At 71.9% G+C, this 23784-nt stretch carries 20 protein-coding genes; 2 read left to right on the top strand and 18 right to left on the bottom strand.

Annotation, left to right across the window (positions count from 1 at the left end):
• Positions 1-33: 33 nt before the first annotated feature.
• The 5 genes from G7043_RS30550 to G7043_RS30570 all read right to left on the bottom strand — a co-directional run bounded on the left by G7043_RS30550 (position 34) and on the right by G7043_RS30570 (position 10069).
• Entirely contained in the window at positions 34-2661 is a 2628-nt protein-coding gene (locus tag G7043_RS30550) for a LuxR C-terminal-related transcriptional regulator (RefSeq protein WP_166051477.1), read from the bottom strand.
• Entirely contained in the window at positions 2658-5228 is a 2571-nt protein-coding gene (locus G7043_RS30555; protein ID WP_166051479.1) for an AAA family ATPase, read from the bottom strand. The genes G7043_RS30550 and G7043_RS30555 overlap by 4 nt, the downstream gene beginning before the upstream one ends.
• Positions 5225-7855, bottom strand: coding sequence for a helix-turn-helix transcriptional regulator (locus G7043_RS30560; RefSeq protein WP_166051481.1), 2631 nt, complete (start codon positions 7853-7855; stop codon positions 5225-5227). The genes G7043_RS30555 and G7043_RS30560 overlap by 4 nt, the downstream gene beginning before the upstream one ends.
• A 101-nt stretch (positions 7856-7956) precedes the next feature.
• Positions 7957-8541, bottom strand: a complete 585-nt coding sequence (locus G7043_RS30565; RefSeq protein WP_166051484.1) for a M15 family metallopeptidase — start codon at positions 8539-8541, stop codon at positions 7957-7959.
• 1 nt (position 8542) lies between these two features.
• Entirely contained in the window at positions 8543-10069 is a 1527-nt protein-coding gene (locus tag G7043_RS30570) for a glycoside hydrolase domain-containing protein (protein WP_166051486.1), read from the bottom strand.
• Positions 10070-10283: 214 nt separating this feature from the next.
• Between G7043_RS30570 and G7043_RS30575 the strand changes: the two genes are divergently transcribed.
• Positions 10284-10763 carry an SgcJ/EcaC family oxidoreductase gene (locus tag G7043_RS30575; RefSeq protein WP_166051488.1) on the top strand — a complete coding sequence of 160 codons (480 nt, stop codon included), beginning with the start codon at positions 10284-10286 and terminating at the stop codon, positions 10761-10763.
• A gap of 100 nt (positions 10764-10863) precedes the next feature.
• Complete coding sequence (locus G7043_RS30580; RefSeq protein WP_166051490.1) at positions 10864-11778, top strand: hypothetical protein; 915 nt, start codon at positions 10864-10866, stop codon at positions 11776-11778.
• Positions 11779-12034: 256 nt separating this feature from the next.
• Here G7043_RS30580 and G7043_RS30585 read toward each other — a convergent pair whose 3' ends face one another.
• Genes G7043_RS30585 through G7043_RS30645 form a run of 13 tightly spaced genes read right to left on the bottom strand, consistent with a single transcriptional unit; the run spans position 12035 to position 23781 of the window.
• Positions 12035-13267, bottom strand: a complete 1233-nt coding sequence (locus G7043_RS30585) for an alpha/beta hydrolase family protein (protein WP_166051492.1) — start codon at positions 13265-13267, stop codon at positions 12035-12037.
• Positions 13264-13734 (bottom strand): 3-hydroxyacyl-ACP dehydratase FabZ family protein, encoded by a 471-nt coding sequence (locus G7043_RS30590; protein ID WP_166051494.1) that lies wholly within the window; start codon positions 13732-13734, stop codon positions 13264-13266. Before G7043_RS30590 ends, G7043_RS30585 begins: the two co-directional genes overlap by 4 nt.
• Positions 13731-14105: a hypothetical protein gene (locus tag G7043_RS30595; protein ID WP_166051496.1), complete on the bottom strand. Its 375-nt coding sequence runs from the start codon at positions 14103-14105 to the stop codon at positions 13731-13733. The genes G7043_RS30590 and G7043_RS30595 overlap by 4 nt, the downstream gene beginning before the upstream one ends.
• Positions 14102-15274 (bottom strand): carboxyl transferase domain-containing protein, encoded by a 1173-nt coding sequence (locus G7043_RS30600; RefSeq protein ID WP_166051498.1) that lies wholly within the window; start codon positions 15272-15274, stop codon positions 14102-14104. Before G7043_RS30600 ends, G7043_RS30595 begins: the two co-directional genes overlap by 4 nt.
• Complete coding sequence (sbnB, locus tag G7043_RS30605; RefSeq protein WP_166051500.1) at positions 15271-16305, bottom strand: 2,3-diaminopropionate biosynthesis protein SbnB; 1035 nt, start codon at positions 16303-16305, stop codon at positions 15271-15273. Before sbnB ends, G7043_RS30600 begins: the two co-directional genes overlap by 4 nt.
• Positions 16302-17366 carry a beta-ketoacyl synthase N-terminal-like domain-containing protein gene (locus G7043_RS30610; protein WP_166051502.1) on the bottom strand — a complete coding sequence of 355 codons (1065 nt, stop codon included), beginning with the start codon at positions 17364-17366 and terminating at the stop codon, positions 16302-16304. The genes sbnB and G7043_RS30610 overlap by 4 nt, the downstream gene beginning before the upstream one ends.
• Entirely contained in the window at positions 17363-18100 is a 738-nt protein-coding gene (gene fabG / locus G7043_RS30615) for a 3-oxoacyl-ACP reductase FabG (protein WP_166051504.1), read from the bottom strand. The genes G7043_RS30610 and fabG overlap by 4 nt, the downstream gene beginning before the upstream one ends.
• On the bottom strand, positions 18100-19149 hold the full coding sequence (locus G7043_RS30620; RefSeq protein ID WP_166051506.1) for a beta-ketoacyl synthase N-terminal-like domain-containing protein: 1050 nt from the start codon (positions 19147-19149) through the stop codon (positions 18100-18102). The genes fabG and G7043_RS30620 overlap by 1 nt, the downstream gene beginning before the upstream one ends.
• The gene (locus G7043_RS30625) at positions 19146-20381 is read right to left on the bottom strand and encodes a beta-ketoacyl-[acyl-carrier-protein] synthase family protein (RefSeq protein ID WP_313888156.1); all 1236 of its coding nucleotides are present in this window, start codon (positions 20379-20381) and stop codon (positions 19146-19148) included. The genes G7043_RS30620 and G7043_RS30625 overlap by 4 nt, the downstream gene beginning before the upstream one ends.
• Positions 20378-20656: an acyl carrier protein gene (locus G7043_RS30630; protein ID WP_166051508.1), complete on the bottom strand. Its 279-nt coding sequence runs from the start codon at positions 20654-20656 to the stop codon at positions 20378-20380. Before G7043_RS30630 ends, G7043_RS30625 begins: the two co-directional genes overlap by 4 nt.
• Position 20657: 1 nt before the next feature.
• Positions 20658-21611 carry a 2,3-diaminopropionate biosynthesis protein SbnA gene (gene sbnA, locus G7043_RS30635; RefSeq protein ID WP_166051510.1) on the bottom strand — a complete coding sequence of 318 codons (954 nt, stop codon included), beginning with the start codon at positions 21609-21611 and terminating at the stop codon, positions 20658-20660.
• Positions 21602-22540, bottom strand: coding sequence for a 3-deoxy-7-phosphoheptulonate synthase (gene aroF / locus G7043_RS30640; protein WP_313888157.1), 939 nt, complete (start codon positions 22538-22540; stop codon positions 21602-21604). Before aroF ends, sbnA begins: the two co-directional genes overlap by 10 nt.
• Positions 22537-23781 carry an MFS transporter gene (locus tag G7043_RS30645; RefSeq protein WP_166051514.1) on the bottom strand — a complete coding sequence of 415 codons (1245 nt, stop codon included), beginning with the start codon at positions 23779-23781 and terminating at the stop codon, positions 22537-22539. Before G7043_RS30645 ends, aroF begins: the two co-directional genes overlap by 4 nt.
• Positions 23782-23784: the final 3 nt, after the last annotated feature.

Below are 23784 nucleotides of genomic sequence, written 5' to 3' on the forward strand. Positions count from 1 at the left end.
GGTGGTCGGCGCGTTCGGTCGCGAACGGTACGGTCAGCCGTCGAGCTGCAGCACAACGGCGTACCGGAGGGCGTCGCCGAGTTCGGTCCGGCCGCCCACGCCGAGCTTGCGGTAGGCGTTGGTCAGATGTTTCTCCACCGCCCGGGACGTGACCGAAAGCTTTTCAGCGATTTCTTGATTGGCTCGGCCGGCGGCGGCGAGCATGGCCACCCGTCGTTCCGACGGGGTCAGCGAGGCGAAAACAGGGGAAGTGCCGTCGAGTGCGGCATATGCACGTTTCGCAATGTTGGTGGCGCCGATCTCGACGGCCAGGTCGAGGCAGCGGCGCCACACCGCGGTGTCATCGGCCATCCGCGCCCACTGCTGCAACGCGCGCGCGAGTTCCAGCCGGTGTCCCGACCCCTCCAGCACCTCCACGGCACGCCGGGTCAGAGCGATGCCATGCGTCCCCTCGGTCACGGCGCCGAGCACCCGCCACGCTCGGCCGATGCCCGACGCGGCACCCCACTCCTCCGCGATCAGCCGTTCGGTCTCGGCGAGCCGCAGCGCGTCCTCCCGATCACCGAGCCGGTGTTCGAGCAACGCGAGCGAACTGCGCCACGGCACCATCACCGGGTTGCGCCACCCGGACCGGTCCAACCGCGTTCCGCAGTCCAGCAACAGCTCCACGGCACCAGGCAGGTCCCCGCGCAGCACCGCCGCCGACCCGCGCAACAGGCCGACGATCGCGGCGAGGCAGGCGTTGACCGGTTCGCCGGCCGCGGCGAGCACCCGTTCGGTGAGCACGGGGTCGCGCAGCTGCAACGCCACCGCACCCGACACGAACGCCGCGGCGCTGCCGGTCGTCTGCCAGTCCCAGCCGCCGAGCTCGAACGCGTCCGCCGCGGCCTGCCCGGCCTCCGCCAGCTGCCCGGACAGCAGGTGCACGAGCGACTGCTCGGTGCGGATCATCGCCTGTTCGACCAGATCGCCCCGGTGCCGGGCGACCTCCAGTGCCTGGTCGAGCCACCCTGCCGCGGCGCCGGGCGCGTCGGCGGCCGCGAGCGTGGACACCAGCAACGGCGCCATCCCCGCGGAGTGCGGCGACGTCGCCGCCTCGTTCGCGAGCACCCGGTTCGCCAGCGCGACCACCTCGGCCGACGGCAGCCGCACGCCGAGCATCACGTTGTGCAGCAGCACCGCCACGAGTTCCCGATCGGCGGCGCTGTGCAGCGGCGGTTCGGCGCCCAGTCCCAGCAGCCGCGTGCGACAGCTGTCCAGTTCGATCGCGCTGGACGCGGTGGCGTACCTCAGCCTCGCCTCGACGCGCAGGGTCAGGTCGCGCTCGACCCCGGTCAGGCCCTCGGCCTGACCGCCGGACATCCGCAGCAACGGCACCAGGCCGGGCGGCGCGTCGCCCATCACCACCGGAGCCAGCCTGATCACGGCGGCCGCGCGGTCCAGCGGATCGGCGAACAACGTCATGGCGGACACCATCGTGCGGACCGCGGCGGCCAGGTCGAAAGTCCGTTCCGCGGCCGCGAGGTCGACGAGCGTCCGGGCCCGGTCCTGACCGTCGCGACTGCAGTCCAGCAGGGCCCGGCGCAGGTAGCGCGCGGCGGTGTGCGGTGCACTGCGGCTCATCGCCACGTCGGCGGCGGTGCGCAACACCGTCACGGCCCACGTGCCCTGCTGCGTGGTGATGCTGAGCAACTGGCGCGCGATCTCCTCCGCAGGCCTGCCGCGGTCGTGCAGCAGACGCACCGCGCGTTCCTGGAGCAGGGTGCGTTCGGCGGACGCCATCGTCTCCTCGACCGCCTCGCACACGGCGGGGTGGGCGAACCCGTCACCGCGGAGGAGACCGAGCTTGCGGGCCGGCCTGACCGCCTCGGCGGCGGTGAGCTCGTCGAGCCCGGCCAGTTCGGCCGCGAGCCGCGGTTCGTCCGGCAGCACCACCATCGCCTTGAGCAACGCCTGGACGTGCGCCGGTTGCGCGCGGACGCACGCGGCCACCCGGTCGCGGGCTTGAGAGGTGCGCGAGGAGCGGACCGCTTCGGCGGTCACCGGCCGTCCGCCGACCGCCAGCGCGAGCACCAGCGCGGAGAGCAGCATCGGGTTGCCGCCGGTCGCCTCGTGGCACGCGGAGGTGAACTCGTCGTCCCCGTCCCGTGCGAGCCGTTCGCGGACCACCGCCGCCGTTCCCGTCACCGTCAACGGTTTCGGCCGCAGCGTGCACGTCGCGTTCGAGAGGACGGACGCCGCCGCGGGCCGGTCCGCACCCGCCTCGCCTTCACGGACCGTCATCACCACGACGGTGCGCAGGTCGTGCACGCGCCGCACCAACCGGTCCAGTTCGGACAGTGACCTGTCGTCCGTCCACTGCAGATCGTCGACGAGCACGAGCAGCCGGTCGTCCCGACTGAACGGCAGCGCGAGCGTCCCGTCGCCCCAGTCGAGCAGCTGGCGGACGACCCCGAGGTCGAAGTCCTGTTCCAGCGGCGAAGCGGACGCGCGCAGGACCGTGACGCCCTCCGCCTGTCCCGCGAAGGCTTGCACCAGCGCGGTTTTGCCGATGCCGAGCGGGCCGGCGACGACGATCGCACAGCCTGATCCGTCGGCGGCCTCGCGCAGTGCGCGGGCGACCAGGTCCAGTTCGGCGTCCCGTTCCACCAGAGTCGTCATGTGCCCGGCACCCACCCGAGCGCTCTCGCCCGGTCGACCAGCTCGACCGCACCCGCCCTCGACGAGAGGTGCGCCGCCTCCCGCACGAGCGTTTCCGCCTGCGACGGATCGACGGTCTCGGCGAGATCCAGCAACGCCGTCGCCCGCAGCGTGGTCACCGGGGAGTCCCGCAGCAGTTCGACCGCCTCGGTGAGATGTCGCCGATCTCCCAGCACTTTCGCGCACACCAGCTGCGTTCGGGCGATCGGGGAGGGCGCGCCCCAGCGGCGGACGAGCGCGAGTTCCTCGTGGCACAACTCGGCCGCCCGTTCGGCGTTGCCACGGGCACTCCAGGCGACGGCGGCGAACGTGCGCCACGGCAGCACCGCCGGGTTCGGCGTCTGGCCCGGCCGCCACCGGCGTCCGGCTTCCTCCAGCCGTTCGATCGCCCGGTCGAGATCTCCGGCCCGCAACGCCACCACGCCGCTCGCGTACAGGAAGCCGGTCCAGGTGAAGCCGGGTCCCCACTCGGAGTCGGGCACGCTCGCGTCGAGTTCCCGTGCCTGGTCGAGCAAGCCGAGGCCGAGGCTCACCAGCATCTCGGTCGCGATGACCATCGGCCGGTGCTGCGGATGCCAGTTGGGCCGTTGCGCGGCGGCCAGCGCCAGGTCCGCCGCCGCTTCGCGGTAGTGGCCTCGGCGGAGGTTGACCCTGGCGCGCAACACCAGCGCGTAGGCCGCCACCGCAGGAAGGCCGCAGTCACGAGCCGCGGCGAGCGCCGCGTCCAGACCGGCGATCCCCCCGGCCAGGTCGTCGGTGAACGACAACGCGACGCTCGCGACGATCCGGCAGAGGATCGACACCGCCGGGCTGCCGAGCGCGAACCGGGCCAGCGAACCCGCGAGTCCGACGTCCATCCCGCGCGACACGGCCTCCCAGGCCGCCACGCCCGCGCGCTCCGGGTCGTCCGGCCAGCGCGGCAACGCCTCGACGTCGAGCACGCTCAGCTCGGGCATCTCCCGCTGCACGTCGCCGGTGAACCAGAACAGCGCCGTGATCCCATCCCGTTCCACCCCGGTCGCCCGCATCGCGGCGAACGTCCGGCGCGCCAGCATCCCGTCCCCACGAGCCAGCAACTGGTCCGCCGCCGCGAGCCGCACCTCCGCGCACCCCTCGGGCTGCGGTTCCAGCAGCATCCTCGCCAGTCTCTGATCCCCGGCCTCCGGCGCGCACCGGCTCTCGGCCACCGCGAGCTCCAGCGTCAACTCGACCCGCGTGCGCGCGTCGACGGGTTCGCGCAACGCCCGCTCGCAATGACGCGCCGCGGCCGCCGAGTCACCACCCTCGTCCGCGCGCCGGGCAACGGTGCGCAGCAACGGCACCACCCACGGCTCACCGAGCGGCGGCGCCATCGCCACGATCCTGGCCAGCTCCACCTCGTCGACCGCACACCGATGCCCCAACCGTGCGGCGCGCGCGTACAACTCCTGCCGCGCCTGCGGTGCCATGCCGTCCAACACCCGGTCGACCGGGTGCACCGGCTTCCCGTCAGCGGTGACCAGCCCGGCCCCGACCAGCACGTCCACCGCCCGCGCGGCCGACCAGTCCCCCAACTCGACCAACGAACAAACGAGATCGAGGTCGAACGCGGGCCCGCACACCGCAATCGCCCGCGCCAGCCCCGCCACCTCCACGGGCAACGAACGCACGGCCCGCGCCACCGCGTCGCCGACCACCTCGCCCGCCGCGTCCCCGCGCCGCTCCAACACCTCGCGCACCAGCCGCGGCCTGCCCCCGGTCAGCTCAACGAGCTCCGCCAACGCCCCGGCCTCAAGCCGATCACCGCACACCGCCTCCGCGAGCACCGCGACATCGCCGCGCTCCAACGGCCGCGGCGTCAACACCACCGCGTCATCAAGGACCGGCCGCACACCATCGCTCACCACGACGATCATCAGAGACGTGCCGGCGGCCCGCCTGCCGAGCGCCGCGAGCCACGCGCGCGCCTCGTGGTCGAGCCGGTCGCCGTCGTCGACCGCGACCAGCACCGGCCGGGTGCGGGCGAGGGCGAGCACTGCGGAGGAGGCGGCGGAACCGGTGACCTCGGTCCCGCCCGTCGTCTCAGCCGACACCAGCCGCGCCTGCTCCGGCAACGTCCCGACCGCAGCAGCGGCGGCGGAACCGAAGTGGTCACCACCAGACACAGAACCAGAGGCTTCTCTCGCCACCACCCGCGCTCGTTCCGGCAACCGCCCAGCCGCGACCACGGCGGCAGAGGCAGCCGACCCCAGGCCAGCACCACCAGGCACGGAAGCGGAGACCTCGGCCTCTCCCGTCGCCTCAGCCGCCGCCACCCGCACCTGCGCCAGCAACTCCCCCACCACAACCGCACCCCCGGCGCCAGCCGCGTACAGCACCACCGCCCCAGCCCGCCGAGCAGCCGCCACCGCGTACCGCACCAGCGCGCTGCGTCCGACCCCGGCCAGCCCTGCGATCTCCACCAGCGCCGACGTGCCGGAAGCGAGCGACGCGGCCGCGCGGTCCAGCGCCGCCAGCTCAACGGATCGGCCCAGCAGCGGAGTTCTCACCCGGCCGCCGAGGCGACCTGGACGGCGAGTTCCGCGCGGGTGCGCACGCCCAGTTTGCGGTAGGCGTTGGACAGGTGGCTCTCCACCGCGCGCACGGTCACGAACAGCGCCTCGGCGATCTCCCGGTTCGTCAGGCCCTGGGCGACCAGCTCGGCTACCCGGCGTTGGCCGCCGGTGAGCGTTTGCAGCGGGGTTGCCGACACCGCGCTCATGCGGCCGCCGGCGAGGGTCAGCGCGTCGCGGGCGGCTTCGGCGGCGGCGGTGTCGCCGCAGCGGACGGCCAGGTCCACGGCGGCGCGAAAGTGGGTGCGGGCGGTCTGGTCGTCACCTCGGCGCAGCAGGCCGGTGCCCAGTGCCAGGAGTGCCTGGACCTGCTGCAGGCGCGCGCCCGCGGCCGACAGCTCGGTGACGGCCCGCTCCAGCACGTCGATCTCGCCGGTGGTCAGGCCGGCGGCCAGCAGGGCGTAGCCGCGCGCCCGTGCGGTGTCCCACGTCGGCGACCGGAAGCGGTCGACGAGCGCCTCGGCCGAGCGGCCCAGTTCGACCAGGAGCGTGACGGCGTCGAGCCACCACGGCACGAACACCGGGTTGCGCACGCCCCAGTCGTCGAACTCGCGGCCGCAGTGCAGCAGCTCGGTGAGCGCGGCCTCGCGGTCGCCGCGGTTGCGCAGCCAGCGGGCCCGTGCAACCAGAGCCACGCCGCGTTCCAGCGGGTCCTGGCCGTCGAGGCCGACCAGCAACGGCTCGGCGCGGTCGTCCTCGCCTCGGCACACCAGCGCGTACGCGAGCACCGCGCGGTTGCGGGGGTGGTCCGCGATCAGGATCGCCTTCTCCGCGTCCACGACGGCGTCGACGAGTTCGCCGCAGTCGATCCGCACGAGCGCACGCGTGGCCATCGCCGCGCCGCCGGGGTCGGGTACGCGGTTCAGCACCGCCACCGCTTCCTCCGACGCGCCGCAGTGGTGCAACACCTGCCCCGTGAAGAGGTCCGAGTAGGAACACGCGCCGCTCGGCACCGCGGACCGGGCGAGCTCCAGCGCTCGGTCGGCCCGCTCACCCGCGTGCGCATCGGCTCTGGCCAGCTGACCCACGAGCCGCCGGCCCGGCGCGCTGAGGGAAGCGGGCGGTGAGATGTCCCGCGCCAGCTCCACCGCACGGACCGCGGTGCTCCGGTCGATCAGGCCGAGGGTGAGCAGCGTGGCCTCGACCGGTACGCGGTCGGTCACCTGCGGCAGCAAGCCGGACAGCACCTCGAACCCCTCGCGCGACCGGTTCGCCCGCATCGCGGCGAGGCCGTACCGGAGCAGGGCGGCGTCCAGCAGTTCCTCGTCCTCGACGTGGGGAAGCGCCTCGGCGTACATGTCGCAGGCGGCGTGGCAGTCGGTGTCCGTCAGGACGTTCGCGAGTTCGAGCCGGGTCTCCACGCAGGCGGGCGCGGCCAGCATGGCCCGCCGCAGGTACGTGGCGGCGACGTCGGCCGGCGACTCCTCCGCCGCCCTGCGCAGCGTCACGATCATGCACATGTCGCTCAGCTCGCGAATCGGCACGATCACGTCGGCGATCTCCGGGCACGACCGGCCCTCGTCCCACATCATCTGCGCCCCGCGGTAGCGCAGGTCGTCCAGCTCCTCCGGCGTGCACAGCCCGAGCACGGCGTCACGCAGCGCATGCGTGCGGTACCGGCCGTCCTCGTCGAGGATGCGGGCGTGGCCCAACATCGCCCTCGCCGGCTCCACCACGTGCGGAGGCAGCCCGCACAACGAGGCGACGGACCGCGGTTCGGCGCTCCCGATCACCGCCACCGCCGTGGCGTACCGAAGGAGGTCGGTCTCCTCCGCCAGCCACGCCATCGTCAGCGCCGTGGCCTCCGCCGTCGCCTCGGCGCGCAACAGCGCGGCGGTCGCGGCGTCGGGCAGCCTGCCCTCCTCCCGCAACCGGGGGAACCACCGGCTCACGATCTGGGGATGGCCCGCGCAGACCTCGCCCCAGACGCGCAGGAAGTCCTCGTGCGGTGCCACGCCGAAGCACCGGCGCACGTGTTCCCGCATGTCGGCCTCCGACAACGGGCCCAGCTCCAGTTGAGACGTGTCGAGCACCCCGGTGAGCTCGGCGAACAGCGACTCGATCACCGCCCGCGCGGTGAACGGGTACGCCAGCACCACGCACACCGGCTGCCCGGCCGCGCGGCGCGCGAGCAGGCCCAGCCAGCGCGCCGTGGCGGGGTCGCAGTGCTGCGCGTCGTCGAGCACGACCACCAGCGGCCGGGTGGTGGCGAGGTCTCCCACGAGGCACTGGAGGGCTCGAGGAATCGTCCCTGCGTCCGGTGCGGTGGTGAGCAGGTGATCCGCGCCCGGACCGAACAACCCGCGCATGCCGTCGTAGTCCGCGCCGCCCTCCGCGCAGGCGGTGACGAGCATCGTCGCCTCGTCGCCCAGCGCCTGCCGCAGCAGCGCGAGCAACGACGACTTCCCGATGCCGGGTAGGCTGCCGACCAGGTGCACGAGCCCCGGCCTGCCCGACGCCGCGTCGCGCACGCGCGCCACCAATGCCGCCACTTCGGTCGCTCGTCCGATGAGGTTGTCCGGTGCCGCCTGCGACATTGTGTCCCGCCCCGAAGCGTTCAGCATTTGGTACGACGTACGACTGTTGGTCCGCCGTGACCTGATGGTAACGCAGGGATGAGCCGATCAGAGTAGGGCCGTTCGCCGGTGCCGGGCCGCGCTGGAACTCAGCCGACCCGGAGGCCGCGCAGCTTCTCCGCGACAGCGCCCAACCGGGGATCGCCCGGCGGCACGTCGATCTGGAAGTGCGACTCCTTCACCGGCCGCAGGTCGCCGCCCCACCGGACCACGCCCTCGCACTCGGCCAGCACGTCCCGGATCACCGCGAGCTCGTGGCCGAAGAACCCGCCGCCGATCCCGAGCGGGTAGCACGACGGCCGGATCGCGATCGCGGTCCCGGACAGGTGGTTGCTCTCGTACTCCGCGGCCACGGCGCGGTCGGTGGTGTGCCCGCGCAGATCACCGTCGTGCCAGCGGCCACCGGCCCGGTAGCAGTACCGGCGCACGCAGTGCAGCAGCACCGCGGCCACGTCGCCGGGCAGCACGGACACGGCGAGACCGCTGCCCTGCACCCAGATCGGCGCGACCTCGGGCACGACCGGCCAGCCGTTCTGGGTGTGCGCCGCGGTCCACTCCCGTGCCGCCGGCGCACCCTTCACCGCGGGCGCGCTCTGTGCCGCGGCACCGCGGGTCCCGAGCAGCGCGCCGCCGAAGACGCCCGCTCCCCCGGCCAGTGCCCGTCGCCTGCTCACTTCACGCCCCACGTGCGGGCCTCCCGTCCGTTTCGTCCACAGAGGACACAGCCGCGTCCGTGCCGGGGCGGCAGGTGTTCGCGTCGATCTCGATCTTTCCGTCGCCGTCGCCGGTGGTCAGCGTCCGCACCTGGTTGAACGCCCAGTTCTCCGGCAGCCCGAACCCGAGGTTGCCCGAGTAGCCGATGGACATGCCGGCGACGAACGACCACCGCGCCTTCGTCTGCTTCGTGACCTGGGTGCAGACGTTGCGCGAGCCGTAGACCCCGTGCCGGTACCTGCCGCCGGCGGCGTCCAGACCGGCGACGACACCGCGGAAGTACGGCACGACGTGGGAGTCGACCTCGTCCTGGGTGGCGTCGTAGTCGACCGCGAAGAAGATGACCGTGCCGGGCCGGAACCCGTTGCGCAGCGCGGCTGTGTGGGCGTCCCGCGCGTCCTGCCGGCCCTGCGCCTCGGTGAAGTAGTCGCGGTCACCGCCGTAGTACTGGGAGATCGGGAAGACCTGAAGGCCGTGCTCGAAGATCGTCTTCAGCTCGCCGGGCTTGATCTCCTTGTCGAGCGTCCCGTTCGGACGCTCGTCCAGGTAACGCCCGACCACCCGGTAACCGGCGGCGTGCAACGCCTTGGCCCGCGCGGGCGTGATCGTGGTGGCGGTGTCGCACGCGGCCGCGGGCTGGTCCGGGTCACCGTTCGAGGCGAGCAGCAGCGCCCACGTCGGGTAGTCGCCGCGACCGGTGCGCGGCAGGGCGGCGAAGTCCTGGAACTCCTCGGTGGCGCGGACGAGCGAGCGGTCGAAGAAGTCGGTGAACGTACCGAGGCCGTTGACGATCAGACTCGCGCTGTAGAGCCGCACCCACCGGCTCGTGTCGCCCTCGCCGACCGCGTGCTCCTTCAACCCGGCGCGGGTGCCCGGACCGAAGTTGCCGGTGGCCTGCTCGTCCGACAGCCCCAGCTCGAACTGGACCGCCAGGTACAGCGCGAAGTACACGTCCCGGGACGGCACGCCGTCGCAGGCGATGACGAGGAAGTTCTTCCGCTCGGCGTAGGTTCCGTTGAGCCAGCGCTGCACGGCGCGCACCCGGCGGTCGCCGCCCGGCACCAGCACGTGGGAGTCGGGCGACAGCAACGCCTTGAGCAGCTTGGGTTCCATCGCACCGTTCGGCGCGGGACTCAGCCCGGCGTCGAACCGCAGTGCCGCCGCGGCCGCCTGCGCGCGCGGCCCGAACGTCCCGTCGATCTCACCGGCGGCGTAACCGTGGCAGAGCAGGCCGGCCTGCACGACGCCGACGATGCCGCGGTTCTGCTCACTCGGCCGGACCCCGCCCCGTTCCTCGAGCTTGCCCAGCGTGCCGGGGCCGAAGTTGTCCGAGAGCGCTGTGATGCCGAGTTCGTGCTGCAGCGCGCGGATCAGGGCGTACCAGGTGGACGGACCGGCCTCGCCGTCCTCCGGGCACCTGGTGTAGCCGGGCACGGCGCCGTAAGCAGCGTTTACCCAGCGTTGGGCGAGCACGACCTTGTTGTCCATCACACCTTCACCAGTTGCTCTACAAAGGACATGGTGTCCCGGCTCCAGACCTTCGCACGGCACAAGGAGTAACGCATGCCGACCCCGGGCGCTTCACCGGGTCCGCGTTATCCGAAGAACGAGGAATTTGCTCCGCGTCCTCCAAGAACGTGATCGGGCCGCTCTTCCCCATCGCACACTCGAACCGCCGCCGTCAACGAGCAGGAGTGTCGTCTTGTCCAACACGATCACGCGGGCCGGGGTCGCGGTGGTGCTCGCCGCCGCGCTGAGCGCCTGCGCCGCCGCGGCCCAGTCACCAGCCCCTCAGGTTCCCGACCAGAAAATCGTCGGCGATCTGCTCGTCGCGTGGAAGAACGCGCTGGCCAGCGGTTCGGCCGAGAAGGTGGCTGACCTGTACGCACCGGACGCCGTGCTGCTTCCGTTCAACACCAACGACATCCGCACCGGTCGTCCGGACGTCGTCGACTACTACGAGCGGTTCCTGCTGAACTACCCCGTCGCCAGTGTCGAGCAGCAGCGCGTCGACATCCCCGACACCCACACCGCCACCGACACCGGCGTGCTGTCCTTCGTCCTGCACCAGGAGGGGAAGGAACCCGTCGTCCGCGCCCGCTACACCGTCATGTACGCGAAGGCCGGCGACAAGTGGCTGATCATCAACCACCACCTGTCTCAGCTGGTCACTTCGCAGTAGCGCCCGGCACGGGCGATCACCCCACGACGAGATTTCCGCACTCTGCGGATACCTTTCCTCAGTCTGTCCACTCGGGCAGGCCGACGGCCATGCTGGGGCCATGAGTGGCCGTGGTCTCATGGACGTCTATGCGGAAGTTCTCCTCGAGTCGGTGCGCAAGGCGCTCGCCAGAACGTCCACCGACATGCCGGTCCTCACCGGGCGGGCGGCAACCAGGCTGAGGTGGGGCCAGAGTCCGGACCTCCCCCGCGACCGGTTGTTCGCCGTGGTGGTGGCCGGCGCCATGTGCGGCCGGCCCGCCCAGGCACTGCCCGTGAGCACGCTTTCAACGCTGTGGTGGACCGGCATCGGCAGCGAGCTCAGCGACAGCACCATCCTCGCGCTGGGGCACATCGGCCGGATCCGTGCCCCGAAGGAACGCAAACTGGCGTGGGTGGACGACCTGACCTCGTCCACCGCGTCCGTCGCGGAAACCAGGCACGTGGCCAGCGCCCGCCGCTTCGCCCTGCCCCGCCGGGAGGACGTGCTGTCCGACCACCTCGGTGTCGACGGCGCCGCCTACGCCCGCGACGCGGTGATGGCCGCGCGGATCTGCGCGCCGCGCTCCATCGAGGCATGGCGCAGGTTCGGCGCCTTGTACGGACTTCTCCGCAGGCTCAACCAGGACCAACAGCAGTCCACAGTGGAACAGACCGCGAATCCCCAGCTGCGCGTGCCCGGCCTGCTGATGGCCCACGCCGGTGCCCTGGCCACGAGTGGCGTCCGCGCCGTTCTCGGCGACCTTCTCCGCGCCGCACCGCAGGACGTGCGGACGCGGGCCACTGCGCGCGCCGTGCTGCGTTCTCCCGAGGTGGTCGCCGCGTATCGGACGGACCTGCTCGCGCTGCACCGCCGCGCCTGCAAGCGACTCGACGAGCTGGCCCCCGAACCGGTGTACGGGGAGCTGCTGCGGTCGGCGTTGGACGAGGTGCTCGACGAGAGCTCACCGAAGCCGCGCGAACTGGTCGCGCTCTGACACTGCTCGGCCGGAGCGGTGAACGTCCGGCCGAGCAGCGACAACCGGCTCAGCGCACCGGCGTGATCACCTCTGGCTTCTCCACCGGCCCGGCCGATCGCTTCCGCGCACCGCTTTCGAGCGCAGCGGCGATTTGATCAAGAGTTGGTAGTACTTGCACACGACCCACCAGCAGAAACGATTTTGCTGGGGCCCTGCGGCGGGCGCCGGCTCAGCAAACGCTTGCGTCGGCGCGTTGCCCGCAACCACCCCGCGGTCAGCGCCGCAGGAGCCGCCAGTAGCGCCCCCACGGCACCATCGCGACCCCACCCGCGATCAGCAGGCCGAGCCGCACCTTCACCGTGCCCGGCAGCCGCGGCCAGAGCCGTCTCGCCCGCACCGCGGTGGCGGCCGTGGCGGCCACCGTCGCCGCCGCCGTCCCCTGCAGGGCCAGCCAGGGCAGGGTCCGGCCACCTAACGTCGGTCCCAGCGCGGGCTCTTCCGAAGCGGTGACGCGGTACAGGTACCCGAGCCAGCCCCCGACGGTGACCGAGCCGAGCACGGCGGCCCAGCGGCCGTGCCGCCCCAGACCGCCGGGGAACGCGGCGAGGAACAACACCACGGCGGCGCACTGGACGCCGGTCGACTCCCACCACGCCAGCGGCTCGATCGCCCTGCTGCGCACGGCCTGCCGCGGTGGCGGAGCGTTCACGCCGGACCGCGCGGTCGCCGGCAGGCCGGTGATCCACGACGTCACGAGCTCGACGTAACCAGCCGCGAGGGTCGACGAGCCCCGTGCGCGCACCCCGTGATCCGCCCCCGGGATCACCTGGAGGGTCAGCAGACCGTTGTCCGCCAACGCCTCGCGGAAGATCAGCAGGCTCTCCGCCGGCGGCACGACCCGGTCGTGCTCGCCCCAGATCGCCAGCACCGGCAGGCGCAACGCCCGGAGCACCGGCAGGCCGTCGTAGTCCGCCTCAGGAAACACGCCGGCCGCGCGAAGCTGCCGGATCCCCACGTCCGCCAGCGCGTCCACCATCGAGCCTCGCACCCCGTTGCGGCGCAGGTAGGACTCCAGCGCCCACGCCTGCTGGCGGACCGGTGGCAGCCCGCTGGCCCCTACCAGCACCAGGAACGCGATCTCGTCCGAACGGGACGCGGCAAGTGGCGCCACCCAGCCACCTTCGGAGAACCCCCAGAGCCCGACCCGCGCCGGGTCGGTCTCCGGTTGCGCGGCGAGCAGCCGGACCGCGGCGAGCGCGTCCCCGGCGAGCAGGCCGTAGTCGCGGCGGGTGGCGCTGTACCCCTCGGTGCGCTTGTCGTAGGTCAGCACGACGATGCCCGCACGGGCGAAGGCCTCAGCGTGTGCGGCGAGCGAAGACCGGCGGCCCGGCCCCGAACCGTGCACCAGCACGACACCGGGTCTGCCGGTGCCGCGGGCCGGTAAGTGCAGCGTGCCGTGCAGGGTCGATCCCGCGTTCGCGAAGGACACCTCCCTGGTGAGGATCACCTGGCGCCCTCCGCCACGGGCAGCGTTCCGGCCGGCCGGAACGCGAGCATGACGCGCTCCAGCGACAACACGACCTCTCCCCCGACCGTGGTCTCGCCCGAGACGATCACGGTGCCGGGCACCACCCGCACGATCCGGACGTCGTGGTGCAGCACGTCACCCGGAACCACCCGGCGGCCGAACGTCAGCCCCGACAGCTTTCCCGCGAGCATGACGTGACCGGCGGGCACGTCGACCTCGCCGGTGAGGCAGAGCACCACCCCGGCGGCCTGCATCCACGACTCGACGAGCAACGTCCCGGGATAGCCGTGGTCATCGTCGTCACCGATGTCGTCGTACCAGGGTTCGTTGCAGGTGATTGCCTTGACCACCACCAAAGCGCCATCGTCCGTCCACATGGCACGGTCGACCAGCAGCATCGGATACCTGTGCGGCAGCAACCTCTTGATCTCCGCGACACCGATCACGCCGTGCTCCTCTCCCCGATCCCGAGCCGGACCACCGCGGCCGTCCCCCGGACCGTGTCGACCTGAGCCGCACAACCGCGCCCATCCCACCGCAGCGAGACGGTGATCACGTCGTGCGGGAACACCGGCGCGTGGAACCTGATCGAGTCCACGACGCCGAGCGTGGCCGGACTGTCCGGCACGACCTGGCGGACCGCCAGGTGGACGCATTCGACCAGGCAGACGCCCGGAAAGATGGGCAGGTCCGGGTAGTGCCCGGCGAAGACCGGCTCGAGCGGTGAGATCTCGAACTCCGCCTCCGCCGTCCAGACACCGTCCACTTCGGACGGCGGCCGGGTGAGCCGGGGCCGCACGCGCACCGGGCCCGTCACCCGGCGACCCGTTCGACGTGGACCGACCGGTCCGACAAGGCGTTCGCCACCTTCATCCGCGTGTCCGCCGGATCGATCACCTCGTCCACCGCGTCGGCCTCCACCCCGGACGACGACCAGGCGTACACCGTCGTCACGCCGGCAGAGCAGGCCTTCGCCACGAAGTACGCGCCCTTGTAGCACTCACGGGTGATCAGCACCGTCCGCGGGACGGACGTGGCCGCGAACGCGTCGAGAAGTTCCGCGCCGGTGCGCAAAACGTCTCCCCACCGTTCGTCGATCCCTGGCAGGACAGCGGGTACGTCCACGATGACGAGCAACGGCACGGAGAACGCGTCGCACATCCGCACGAACTGCGAGGCCTTCCGCGCCGCAGCCGCGTCGAGCATGCCCCAGCGGCGGCTCGGGTTGTTCGCCACGACGCCGATCGGGCGGCCACCCAGCCTGCCGAGACCGACCACGATGCTCGGCGCCGTCCCGCTCTTGAACTCCTCGAACACGCCGTCGTCCAGCAGAGCGCACACCAGCGGTTTGACGTCGTAAGGCACTTCCTCACTGGCCGGCAACAACTTCCGCAGGTCCTGGTGAGATCCGGCGCCGTCGCCATCGCCCGGTGACGTCAGCAACCGCAGAACGCGTGCGGTGGCAGCACATGCGTCCCGTTCGTTCGCCACGTCCAGGTGCGCCCCGCGCCCACCGACGGAGATCGCCACGTCGGCGAGTTCCACGCAGGCGGCCATTCCGCCGGCCGACGGTCCGGCGACGGTCAGGATCTGGGGAATCCGGCCGGACACGCTGATCATCGCCGCGTACACGTGCACCAGTCCGCCGGACAGCTCGTCCGTGGTGACGGCCGCGGGGTCGATCCGCCACAGGCCGATCACCGGAAGGTCCTCCCGGTCGGCGAGGTCGATCGCGGCGACGACGTGCCGGGATCGCACCTTCTCGAACGTGGCGTTCTCCCGGTCGAGTTCGACGACGTACAGGACAACGGGAACGCCGCCCAGCACGCCTCGCGCGGTGTACACACCCGCGCGGTCGTCGTCGACGAGCACAACGGCACTGCCGGGATCAAGCCAGCTGGTGGCGTCGCCGCGAGGCGTCCCGCCAAAAGTGAGCTCACCGACGACGTGGCGAGCCACGCCACTGGCGCGAAGTGTTGACCTCATGACCGTCCTCCGTATCGGTCGAGCTCGTCGAAGAAGCCGGGCACCGTGCGCAGTTCGCCCCCGGCGTCGAGCTGCTCGTGGACGTGCCTGGCCAGCGCCAGGTCCAGCACCCCGAGGCCGAACGGGGAGAACACCACGGGCCTGTCGGCCGGCAGGACCGCGTCGCCGGTCAGCAGTTCGGGCAGCGTCGCGTGCACGAAGTCGCGATGGCCCGCCTGCTGCTCGGCCAGGTGCGGTGAGGTGTTCGCCCGCAGGCAGTGATCGACGTCGTCCACCACGTTGATCGACGACAGGATGATCTCGGGGGCGAGATCGCGCAGCGACAGGTGCAGCACCAAAGGGTTGTGCCGCAACCACGACGGGTCGTGCACGTGCGGCGTCGAGGCCACCGTCGCGAACACCACCACGTCGCTCGCGCGGACCAGCTCGCCCAGATCGGTGTGGACGCGGGCCTGGCCACCGGACCGTGCGACGTACGAGGAGAACCCGTCGGCGTGCGCCGGCGCCGTGTCGTACACGCCGATCTCGTCCAGGTCCCAGCCCGCGGCCTGGAGATACGTGTGCACGTACCTGGCGATGAGACCGGTACCGACGAACCCGACTCGGGGCGCGTCCGGTCCCGCGCGCAGCAGCACTCCCGCCGCCACCGCGGCGGAGGCGGCTGTGCGAGCGGCGCTGATGACCGACGTCTCCAGGCACGCGAACGGATAGCCGTTGACCGGGTCGTTCAGCACGATCACGCCGGACGCCCTCGGCAGGCCGGCCGCCACGTTGCCGGGAAAGCTGGAGATCCACTTGATTCCGTCCACAGTGGAGTCACCGCCCAGCGAGGCCGGCAGCGCGATGATGCGGTCGGCGGGCCGGTCCGGGAACCTGAGGAAGTACGACGGCGGGTTGACCGTGTGCCCGGCGCCGTGCAGCCGGTAGGTGTCCGCCACGATGCGCATCACCTGTTGTTCCTGCCCGTGCAGTACCTTGCTCACCTGTTCGCCGGTGATGACGGCGAAGGACGGCGCCGCGGACTCGGTCATGCTGTCTCCTCCGGGATGCGGAAAAGCCCACACCCGACGTGACCATCGGGGTCGGCGGAGGTCACGAGGGCGATGGAGCCGGACGCGCCACCGCGGGCGATCGCCATCGCCAGCTGGAAGGCCGCCGAGGCCCCGTCCGTGTCACCGATCAGGCTCGCGGGTTCGCTCACCCGCCGGTCGGCACCGAAAACGTCCGCGACCGCGAGGAGTTCCGTCCGGGCGGAGCCGCGCGACACCACGACGGACGACACGTCGGCCACCGACGTACCGGCGGCGGTGAGCGCACGGCGGATCCGGGTGGCGAGCACCTCGGCGGCCGCGTCCGGGTTCGGGGCGACGCCGAGCTCCAGCGCGAGCGGTTCCGCCAGCGGCACGCGTCCGTGCTCGGCGGCCGCCTCGGCCGACTCGACGAGGAAGACGCAGCACCCCTCGCCCAGCGGGTCCGTCGCTCCGGCACCGTGCCCGTGCCAGGTGAGCCACGAACGCTGTGGTGTCAGGTCCTCGACCGCGGCGGCCAGCACGACCGGTGCCCGGCCCTGCCGATGCAGCCGCCGTGCGTAGGCGAGCACGGACAGGCCCGTCATCCGGCCCGTCGTCACCGTGGTGTTCGGGCCGCGCAGGCCGAACCGGATCGCGCACTGCGCCGCCGAGTTGTTCATGACACTGCTCGGGAACGCCTTCGTGTCCACTTGGAACGGTTGCGAGCTGGTCATCGACTGGCGGGTCAGCATCATCGCCCGGTCCGTCCCGATGAGGTCGCCCCCGAGCACCACGGCCTTGGCGATCGCGGGGTGTTCGGCGAGATCGTGGCGCCGCAACAGCAACCCGGCGGTCCCGACCGCGAGACCGGCCGCGCGGCCCGGCGCGGTGAGGTTCTTGGAGTCACCGATGATCGCTCCGAGGTCGAACTCCTCGACCACCCCCGCCGCGGTGTACGGCAACCCGCCGGACGGATCCACAGTGGACAAAGCCGTCCGACCGGCGAGCACACCGCTGGTGAAGGCGTCGGCACCGAGCCCGAACGGGGAGATCACCGACATCGCCGTGATGACCGGGTTCATCCGCTGATGCCACCGTCGATCTCGAACACCGCGCCGGTGACGTAGGAAGCCCGGCCCGAGCTGAGGTAGGCGACCAGGTCGGCGACCTCCTCGCCGGTTCCCGCGCGGCGCAACGCGATCCGCTCGACCATGCGCGCGCGGACCTGGTCGGACAGACCGGCCGTCATGTCGGTCGCGATGAGACCGGGCGCGACGACGTTCGCCCGCACGCCGTACCTGCCGACCTCCTTGGCCAGCGCCTTGGTCATCCCGATGATGCCCGCCTTGGCCGCCGAGTAGTTGGCCTGGCCGGGGTTGCCGTGCACACCGGACACCGACGACAACGTGACGATGCTGCCGCACTTGCGCTTCATCATCTTGAACGTCGCCGCCCGGCAGACGTGGAACGTGCCGTCCAGGTTCGTGCGCAGCACGTCGTCCCACCGCTCGTCGGACATCGTGGCGAACCCGCCGTCCGCGGTGACACCGGCCGACGTGACGACCGCGTGGATCGGGCCGAAATCCCGTTCCACCTCGGCGACCCACGCCGTCACCGCGGCCGCGTCGGTCACGTCGACCTGGGTCGCGGACACCCTCGCCCCGTCCAGTTCCTTCACCAGCAGCCGCGCAGCCTCGGCGTCGGACCGGTAGGAGAACGCCACGTCGAACCCGTCGGCCACCAGCCGCGCGACGCACGCCCTGCCGATGCCGCGCGAACCTCCGCTCACCAACGCGACCCGCGTGCCTTCCGCCATCACGCACCTCCCAAACGCAGCAACGCGCCACTCACGGCGCCGTTCGGATCCGTTGCCATCACGAGCACGTGCCGTCCCGCCGCCTCCGGCCACCTGGTCGCGATCCCCAGTGCGGTGGCGACGGCGAAAGCGGCCGACGCGGCACCGGTGTCCCCGATGCCGTCCGCAGCGGGGATCCTGGTCAGCGCGTCCGGTCCGACGAGCCCGGCGACGGCCGCGCGTTCCCGCAGCGAGCCGCCCGCGTCGAGCACCGCCCAGACGTCACCGGGAGCGACTCCGGCGCGGTCCAGCAGGTCCTGGGTGCACGCCACCACGGCGGCGGGCAGATCGCAGCCGAGCGCGACCCGTCCGCTCACCGCGAGCACGTGCGCCAGCGGCTCCCGCGCTCCGGGCGGTTCCAGGCGGAACAGCACGCCGCCCTCGCCGAGCCGTTCCAGCCTGCGGCTGCAGGCGTGGTGGGTCAGCCAGGCCCTGGCCGGCGTGTACTCCTCGACCGCACCGGCGATCACCCGACCGGCGCGGCCCGCGGCGAGCAGCCGGCCCGCGTAGTCCAGCGCGTGCAGTCCCGCGGCGCGGCCACCGGCGATCGTGGTGTTCGGGCCGGTGATGCCGAAGCGGATCGCACACTGGGCGGCCGCACAGTTCATCGTGCCGCTGGCCAGCGTTTTCGGGTCGAGCAGATGCGGCCGGCGGCCCTTCAACGAGGCGCGCATGTGGTCCATCTCGGTCTGCACGCTGCCCAGCGCCGTGCCCAGCACCAGCCCGGCGCGTTCACCGGTGTCCAGGTCGTGGTCCACCAGGTCGCTCAGCGTCGCGAGCGCGAGCTGGCTCGCGCGGTCGAGGTGCCGGACCCCCTTGCCGTCGAGGATCGCCGCCGGGTCGAGACCGGGCACCGTGCACGCCCGCGCGTCGGGCAGCGCGGACCCGTCGCCGCCGACCGGCCTGGCCGTGTCGCCGCCACTCAACAATCCGTCCACATAGGACTCACTGCCGAAGCCGTACGGTGACACCACCGACCAGCCGGTGATCACCGTCGCCGTGTCGTTCATCGTTCCTCCCGGCCGTACCTGCCGAGCACGACGACGGCGTTGTCGCCGCCGAAGGCGAACCCGTTGTTCTGCACCACGTCCACCCGAGCGGGGCGAGCCACGTTCGGCACGCAGTCGACGTCGCAGGCCGGATCGGTCTGCCGGTGGTTGATCGTCGGCGGGATGAACTCCTCGGTCATCGCCAGCGCGCACGCGATGGCCGCGAGGGCACTCGCGGCGCCCATCGTGTGGCCCAGCATCGACTTGAGCGAGACCACCGGAGGCGTGCGATCGCCGTAGACGTCCCGGATCGCGTCGCACTCGGTGATGTCGTTGAGCTGGGTGCCGGTGCCGTGGGCGGAGATGAACCCGACCTCTTCCGGTTTCACCCCGGCGTCCTCCAGCGCGAGCCGCATGCAGCGCCCGACGCTCGCCCGGGAGGGTGCGACGGGATGTTCGCCGTCGCAGTTCAACCCGTAGCCGAGCACCTCGGCGTGGACGCGGGCCCCGCGGGCGGCCGCGTGCTCGGCGCTTTCGAGCAGCAGCACACCGGCTCCCTCGCCGGTGACGATGCCGCGCCGTTCCGCGTCGAACGGACGGCACGCGTCCGGGGCGACCAACCCGAGCCGGTGGAACGCGGCGAACGTCTTGCGGCTCACCGCGTCCGAACCGCCGCACAGCACGTAGTCGGCGAGGCCCAGCCGGATCGCGTCCAGCCCTTCACCGATGGCGTAGTTGCCCGCCGAACACGCGGTTCCGATCACCCGTGCGTCGACATCGGACAGTCCGAGCTCCCGCGCGACCGAGGTCGCGATGGTCTGCGGCGGCACCCGGCGAGCCAGTTCCGGACGCATGCGGTCCGGCCCCTCCCGCACGTCCGCCGCGGTCAGCTCGTCGACGTCCTGCGACTCGCCGTTCGTCGTGCCGATGGTGACGAGTCCCCTGCACCGCGCCAGCGTCTCCGGTTCGAGCCCGGCGTCCTGCACGGCCATCCTCGCCGCGGCGGCGGCGAACTGCGCGGCCCGTCCCAGCCGGGCTGGATCCAGCGTGCGGATCCAGTCGCCCGGGACGAAGCCGCGCACCTCGCACACGATCTCCGAGGGAAACCCCGTGGTGTCGAACGAGGTCGCCGGAGCGGCCGCACTGCGGCCGGCCCGCAACGCGTCCGCGAACTCGCGCAGTCCGACACCGATGCCGGACACGGCACCCATGCCGGTCACCACCACGCGGCGCCCGGCGACCGGGGCCGTCACCGGCTCGCCGCGTTCTCGTCAACAGGCCAGCCGGCGACCTCCGCCACGAGCTCGTAGACGGCTCCGACGCTGGTCATGCGGCGGATCGACTCCGGCTCGATCTCGATCTCGAACTCGGTCTCCAGCGCGGCCAGCAGGTCGATCGCGTTGAGCGAGTCGACGCCGAGGTCCTCGACGAAGTCCGTCTCGTCGTTCATCTGGTCCGGTGCGACCTCGAACGAGGCACAGGCCAGCTGCTTGATCCTGCTCTTGCGGTCACTGATCAACGTGCTCATCTCATGTCCAATCCGTTGCGTAGTTGGTGTGCAACCAGTTCTCGTCGTAGACGGAACCGAGGTAGCGCTCCCCCAGATCAGGTGCGATCAACACCGCGGTCGGGTGTTCACGCCGGTCGTGCCCGGCCAGCCAGCGCAGTGCACCGGCGACGACCGTGCCGGTGGAACCACCGAAGAGGAAGCCGTGCGCGGCGAGCCGGTGGCAGGCCCGGATCGCGTCCGGCTCGGCCACGTGCACGACGTCGTCCACAAAGGACGGATCGAGGATCTCCGGACGCCGGCTGGTGCCGAGGCCCGGGATCAACCGGCGTGCGGGTTCCTGGCCGAACGTCACCGATCCCACCGCGTCGACCGCGACCACGGTGACCGGCAGGCCCTCGTCGCGGAAGAACCGGGCGCAGCCCATCAGGGTCCCGGTGGTCCCCGCTCCGACGAACAACAGGCCCAGATCGGGGAACTGCTTGAGGATCTGCGGCGCGGTGGTCGTGTAGTGCGCCCTCCAGTTGCCCTCGTTCGCGTACTGGTTCAGCCACACGTACGAGTCGTCGCCGGCACACAGCTCCCGCACCCGTTCCAGCCTGGCGCCGAGCAGGCCACCCTCCGCGTCCGGGCGGGAGACCACCTCCACCCGCGCCCCCAACGCCCGCATCATGCGCACGGCGGGTTCGGTGCACCTGGTGTCGGTGACGCACACGAACCGGTAGCCGCGATGGGCGGCGATCATGCTCAGGGCCACGCCGAGGTTGCCCGACGACGACTCCACGAGCGTGTTTCCCGGCCGGAGCAGCCCCGTGGCCTCGGCGGCCTCGACCATGCCGGCCGCGGCCTTGAGCTTGATCGAACCCGCGAGGTTGAGCCCCTCGCACTTGAGGTGGAGGTGGTGCCCCACAACGCCGTGCAGGTCGACGTACAGATCATCGACCGTGAAGGCGTCGGGGGCGGAGATCACCGGCACGCCCGGCCACCGGCCTCGACCGCGACGGGCACTTCGGCCACGGCGCGGCCGGCCAACCGCGGCACGTCCTTCATCAGCGCGGCCAGTTCCGGCATGTCCTCGGGTCCCAGCGCCTGCGGGCCGTCGCACAGCGCCACCTCGGGCACGGGGTGGCACTCGATGATCAGCCCGTCGGCGCCGACCGCGACGGCCGCCCTGCTCAGCGGCAGCACGAGATCGCGCCGTCCACCGGAGTGCGACGGGTCGACGATGACCGGCAGGTGGGTCATCTTCTGCACCACCGGCACCGCGCTGATGTCGAGCGTGTTCCTGGTCGCGTTCTCGAACGTGCGGATGCCGCGTTCGCACAACACGATGTTCTCGTTGCCGGCGGCCGCGATGTACTCGGCGGCCAGCAGCCACTCGTCGATGGTGGCGCTCAGTCCACGCTTGAGCAGCACCGGGCGCCTGGTCGTGCCCACCGCGCGCAGCAGCGCGAAGTTCTGCATGTTCCTGGCCCCGATCTGGAGCATGTCGGCGTGGTCCGCGACGAGGTCCACGTCGCGCGTGTCGAGCACCTCCGTGACGAACGGCACCCCGGTCGCGGCCCGCACGTCGGAGAGGATCCGCAGCCCGGCCGGGCCCAGTCCGTGGAAGGCGTAGGGCGAGGTGCGCGGTTTGAACGCGCCGCCCCGCAACAGGGAGGCGCCCGCCGAGACCGCCATCTGGGCGGCCTGCAGCGTCTGCTCCGCCGACTCCACCGCACAGGGTCCCGCGATCAGGGTGAACGTTCCGGGCCCGATCTCCGCCCCTCCCACCTCGACCGTGGACCGCCCGGCCCGTCCGTGCGCGCCCACCAGCTCAATTGGATCGGCCATCACCAGCTCCTTGACATGTGTCGACGTAGAGCGATCTGTGTGCGGCCGGTCTCGCCCGGCCCTCCGCGTCACGCGGAATCTGACTTCGGTTCCTGGCGAAAGGAGCGCGTTCCTGGGCTGATCGCGGCGAACAGGACCAGCAGGAACATCACGCCCATGGCGGCGATCACGGTCTGCCGGACGCCGAGGAGGTCGAGCGCGGCACCTCCGAGTGCCGAACCGACCGCGAGCGGCCCGTAGGCGAGCAGCGTCACGGCACCGGCGATCCGGCCGCGCATGTCCTCCGGCGCCACCCCGAAGAGGTAGGCGCTGATGGCCACCGCCCACACCCCGGCGGCACCGGCGGACAGGGCGAAGGCGACTCCCAGCACGACTGGCGCGGTCGCGAACGCCACGACGAGCAAAGCGCACGCCCACAGCAGGTTCGTCGTGATCATGAGGCGCGGCAGCGTGGTCCTGCGCAGCCACCAGGGCGTGCTCAACGCACCGATCACCCCGCCGACTCCGGCGGAACCGGTGACGAGTGCCGCGACGAACTCCGAGCCACCGTTGCCGCGCACCACGACGAGCACCGCGAGCTGCATGATCGGGAACAGCAGGTTGGTCACCGCGATCAGGCCGATCGCGATCCCCGCGAACCGCTGCCCGCGCAACCACCGCAGCGACTCGGCCACCTCCCGCCACACGTTGCCGTGGGGCGTCTGCCGTTGCGACTGCAGCGGCACCCGGATCCTCAGCAGCATCAGCAACGACAGGACGTGGGTGATCGCGGTGAACAGGAACGGCGCCCAGGCGGACAGCGCGGCGAACAACCCGGCACCCGGTTGTCCCAGCAGGCCGGCCGCGCGTTCCCTGGCCTCGTTGCGCGCCGTCGCCGCGCCGATGAACTCCGTTGCGACGACACTCGGCAGCGCGGCGCGCTCGGCAACCCGGTACACGACCGTGAAGCTGCTTTCGACGAAGCCGAGCACCGCGAGAGGCACCGGGTGCACGCCCTTCATCAGGACGTACGCAACCACGAGACCGACGACGACAACCCGGCCCACGTCGCAGATGACCATCAGCTTCCTGCGGTCGACGCGGTCCGCGAGCACCCCGGCCGGCAGCTGCACCACCAGGTACGGCAGCTGCGCGGCCGCGGCCACCAGACCGGACGCCGTCGCCGACCCGGTGGCCCACAACACGATGAGCGGATAGGCGTAGGCGCTGACCCTGGACCCGAGGAAGGACAACCCGGCGCCTGCCCAGAGCAGCAGGAAGTCCGTGTTCCCCTTCAGTCCCGGCGTGGGCGGCCGGGTCGCCGTCGCGGTCATGGA

Origin of the sequence: Lentzea alba (assembly GCF_011067745.1) — a bacterium.
Taxonomy (GTDB): Bacteria; Actinomycetota; Actinomycetes; order Mycobacteriales; family Pseudonocardiaceae; genus Lentzea; species Lentzea alba.

Coding starts and splice junctions, on each gene's coding strand:
- G7043_RS30550 (WP_166051477.1), bottom strand. CDS start 2,661: ATGACGACTCTGGTGGAACGGGACGCCGAACTGGACCTGGTCGCCCGC.
- G7043_RS30560 (WP_166051481.1), bottom strand. CDS start 7,855: ATGCTGAACGCTTCGGGGCGGGACACAATGTCGCAGGCGGCACCGGAC.
- G7043_RS30570 (WP_166051486.1), bottom strand. CDS start 10,069: ATGGACAACAAGGTCGTGCTCGCCCAACGCTGGGTAAACGCTGCTTAC.
- G7043_RS30580 (WP_166051490.1), top strand. CDS start 10,864: ATGAGTGGCCGTGGTCTCATGGACGTCTATGCGGAAGTTCTCCTCGAG.
- G7043_RS30600 (WP_166051498.1), bottom strand. CDS start 15,274: ATGAGGTCAACACTTCGCGCCAGTGGCGTGGCTCGCCACGTCGTCGGT.
- sbnB (WP_166051500.1), bottom strand. CDS start 16,305: ATGACCGAGTCCGCGGCGCCGTCCTTCGCCGTCATCACCGGCGAACAG.
- G7043_RS30610 (WP_166051502.1), bottom strand. CDS start 17,366: ATGAACCCGGTCATCACGGCGATGTCGGTGATCTCCCCGTTCGGGCTC.
- fabG (WP_166051504.1), bottom strand. CDS start 18,100: ATGGCGGAAGGCACGCGGGTCGCGTTGGTGAGCGGAGGTTCGCGCGGC.
- G7043_RS30620 (WP_166051506.1), bottom strand. CDS start 19,149: ATGAACGACACGGCGACGGTGATCACCGGCTGGTCGGTGGTGTCACCG.
- G7043_RS30630 (WP_166051508.1), bottom strand. CDS start 20,656: ATGAGCACGTTGATCAGTGACCGCAAGAGCAGGATCAAGCAGCTGGCC.
- G7043_RS30645 (WP_166051514.1), bottom strand. CDS start 23,781: ATGACCGCGACGGCGACCCGGCCGCCCACGCCGGGACTGAAGGGGAAC.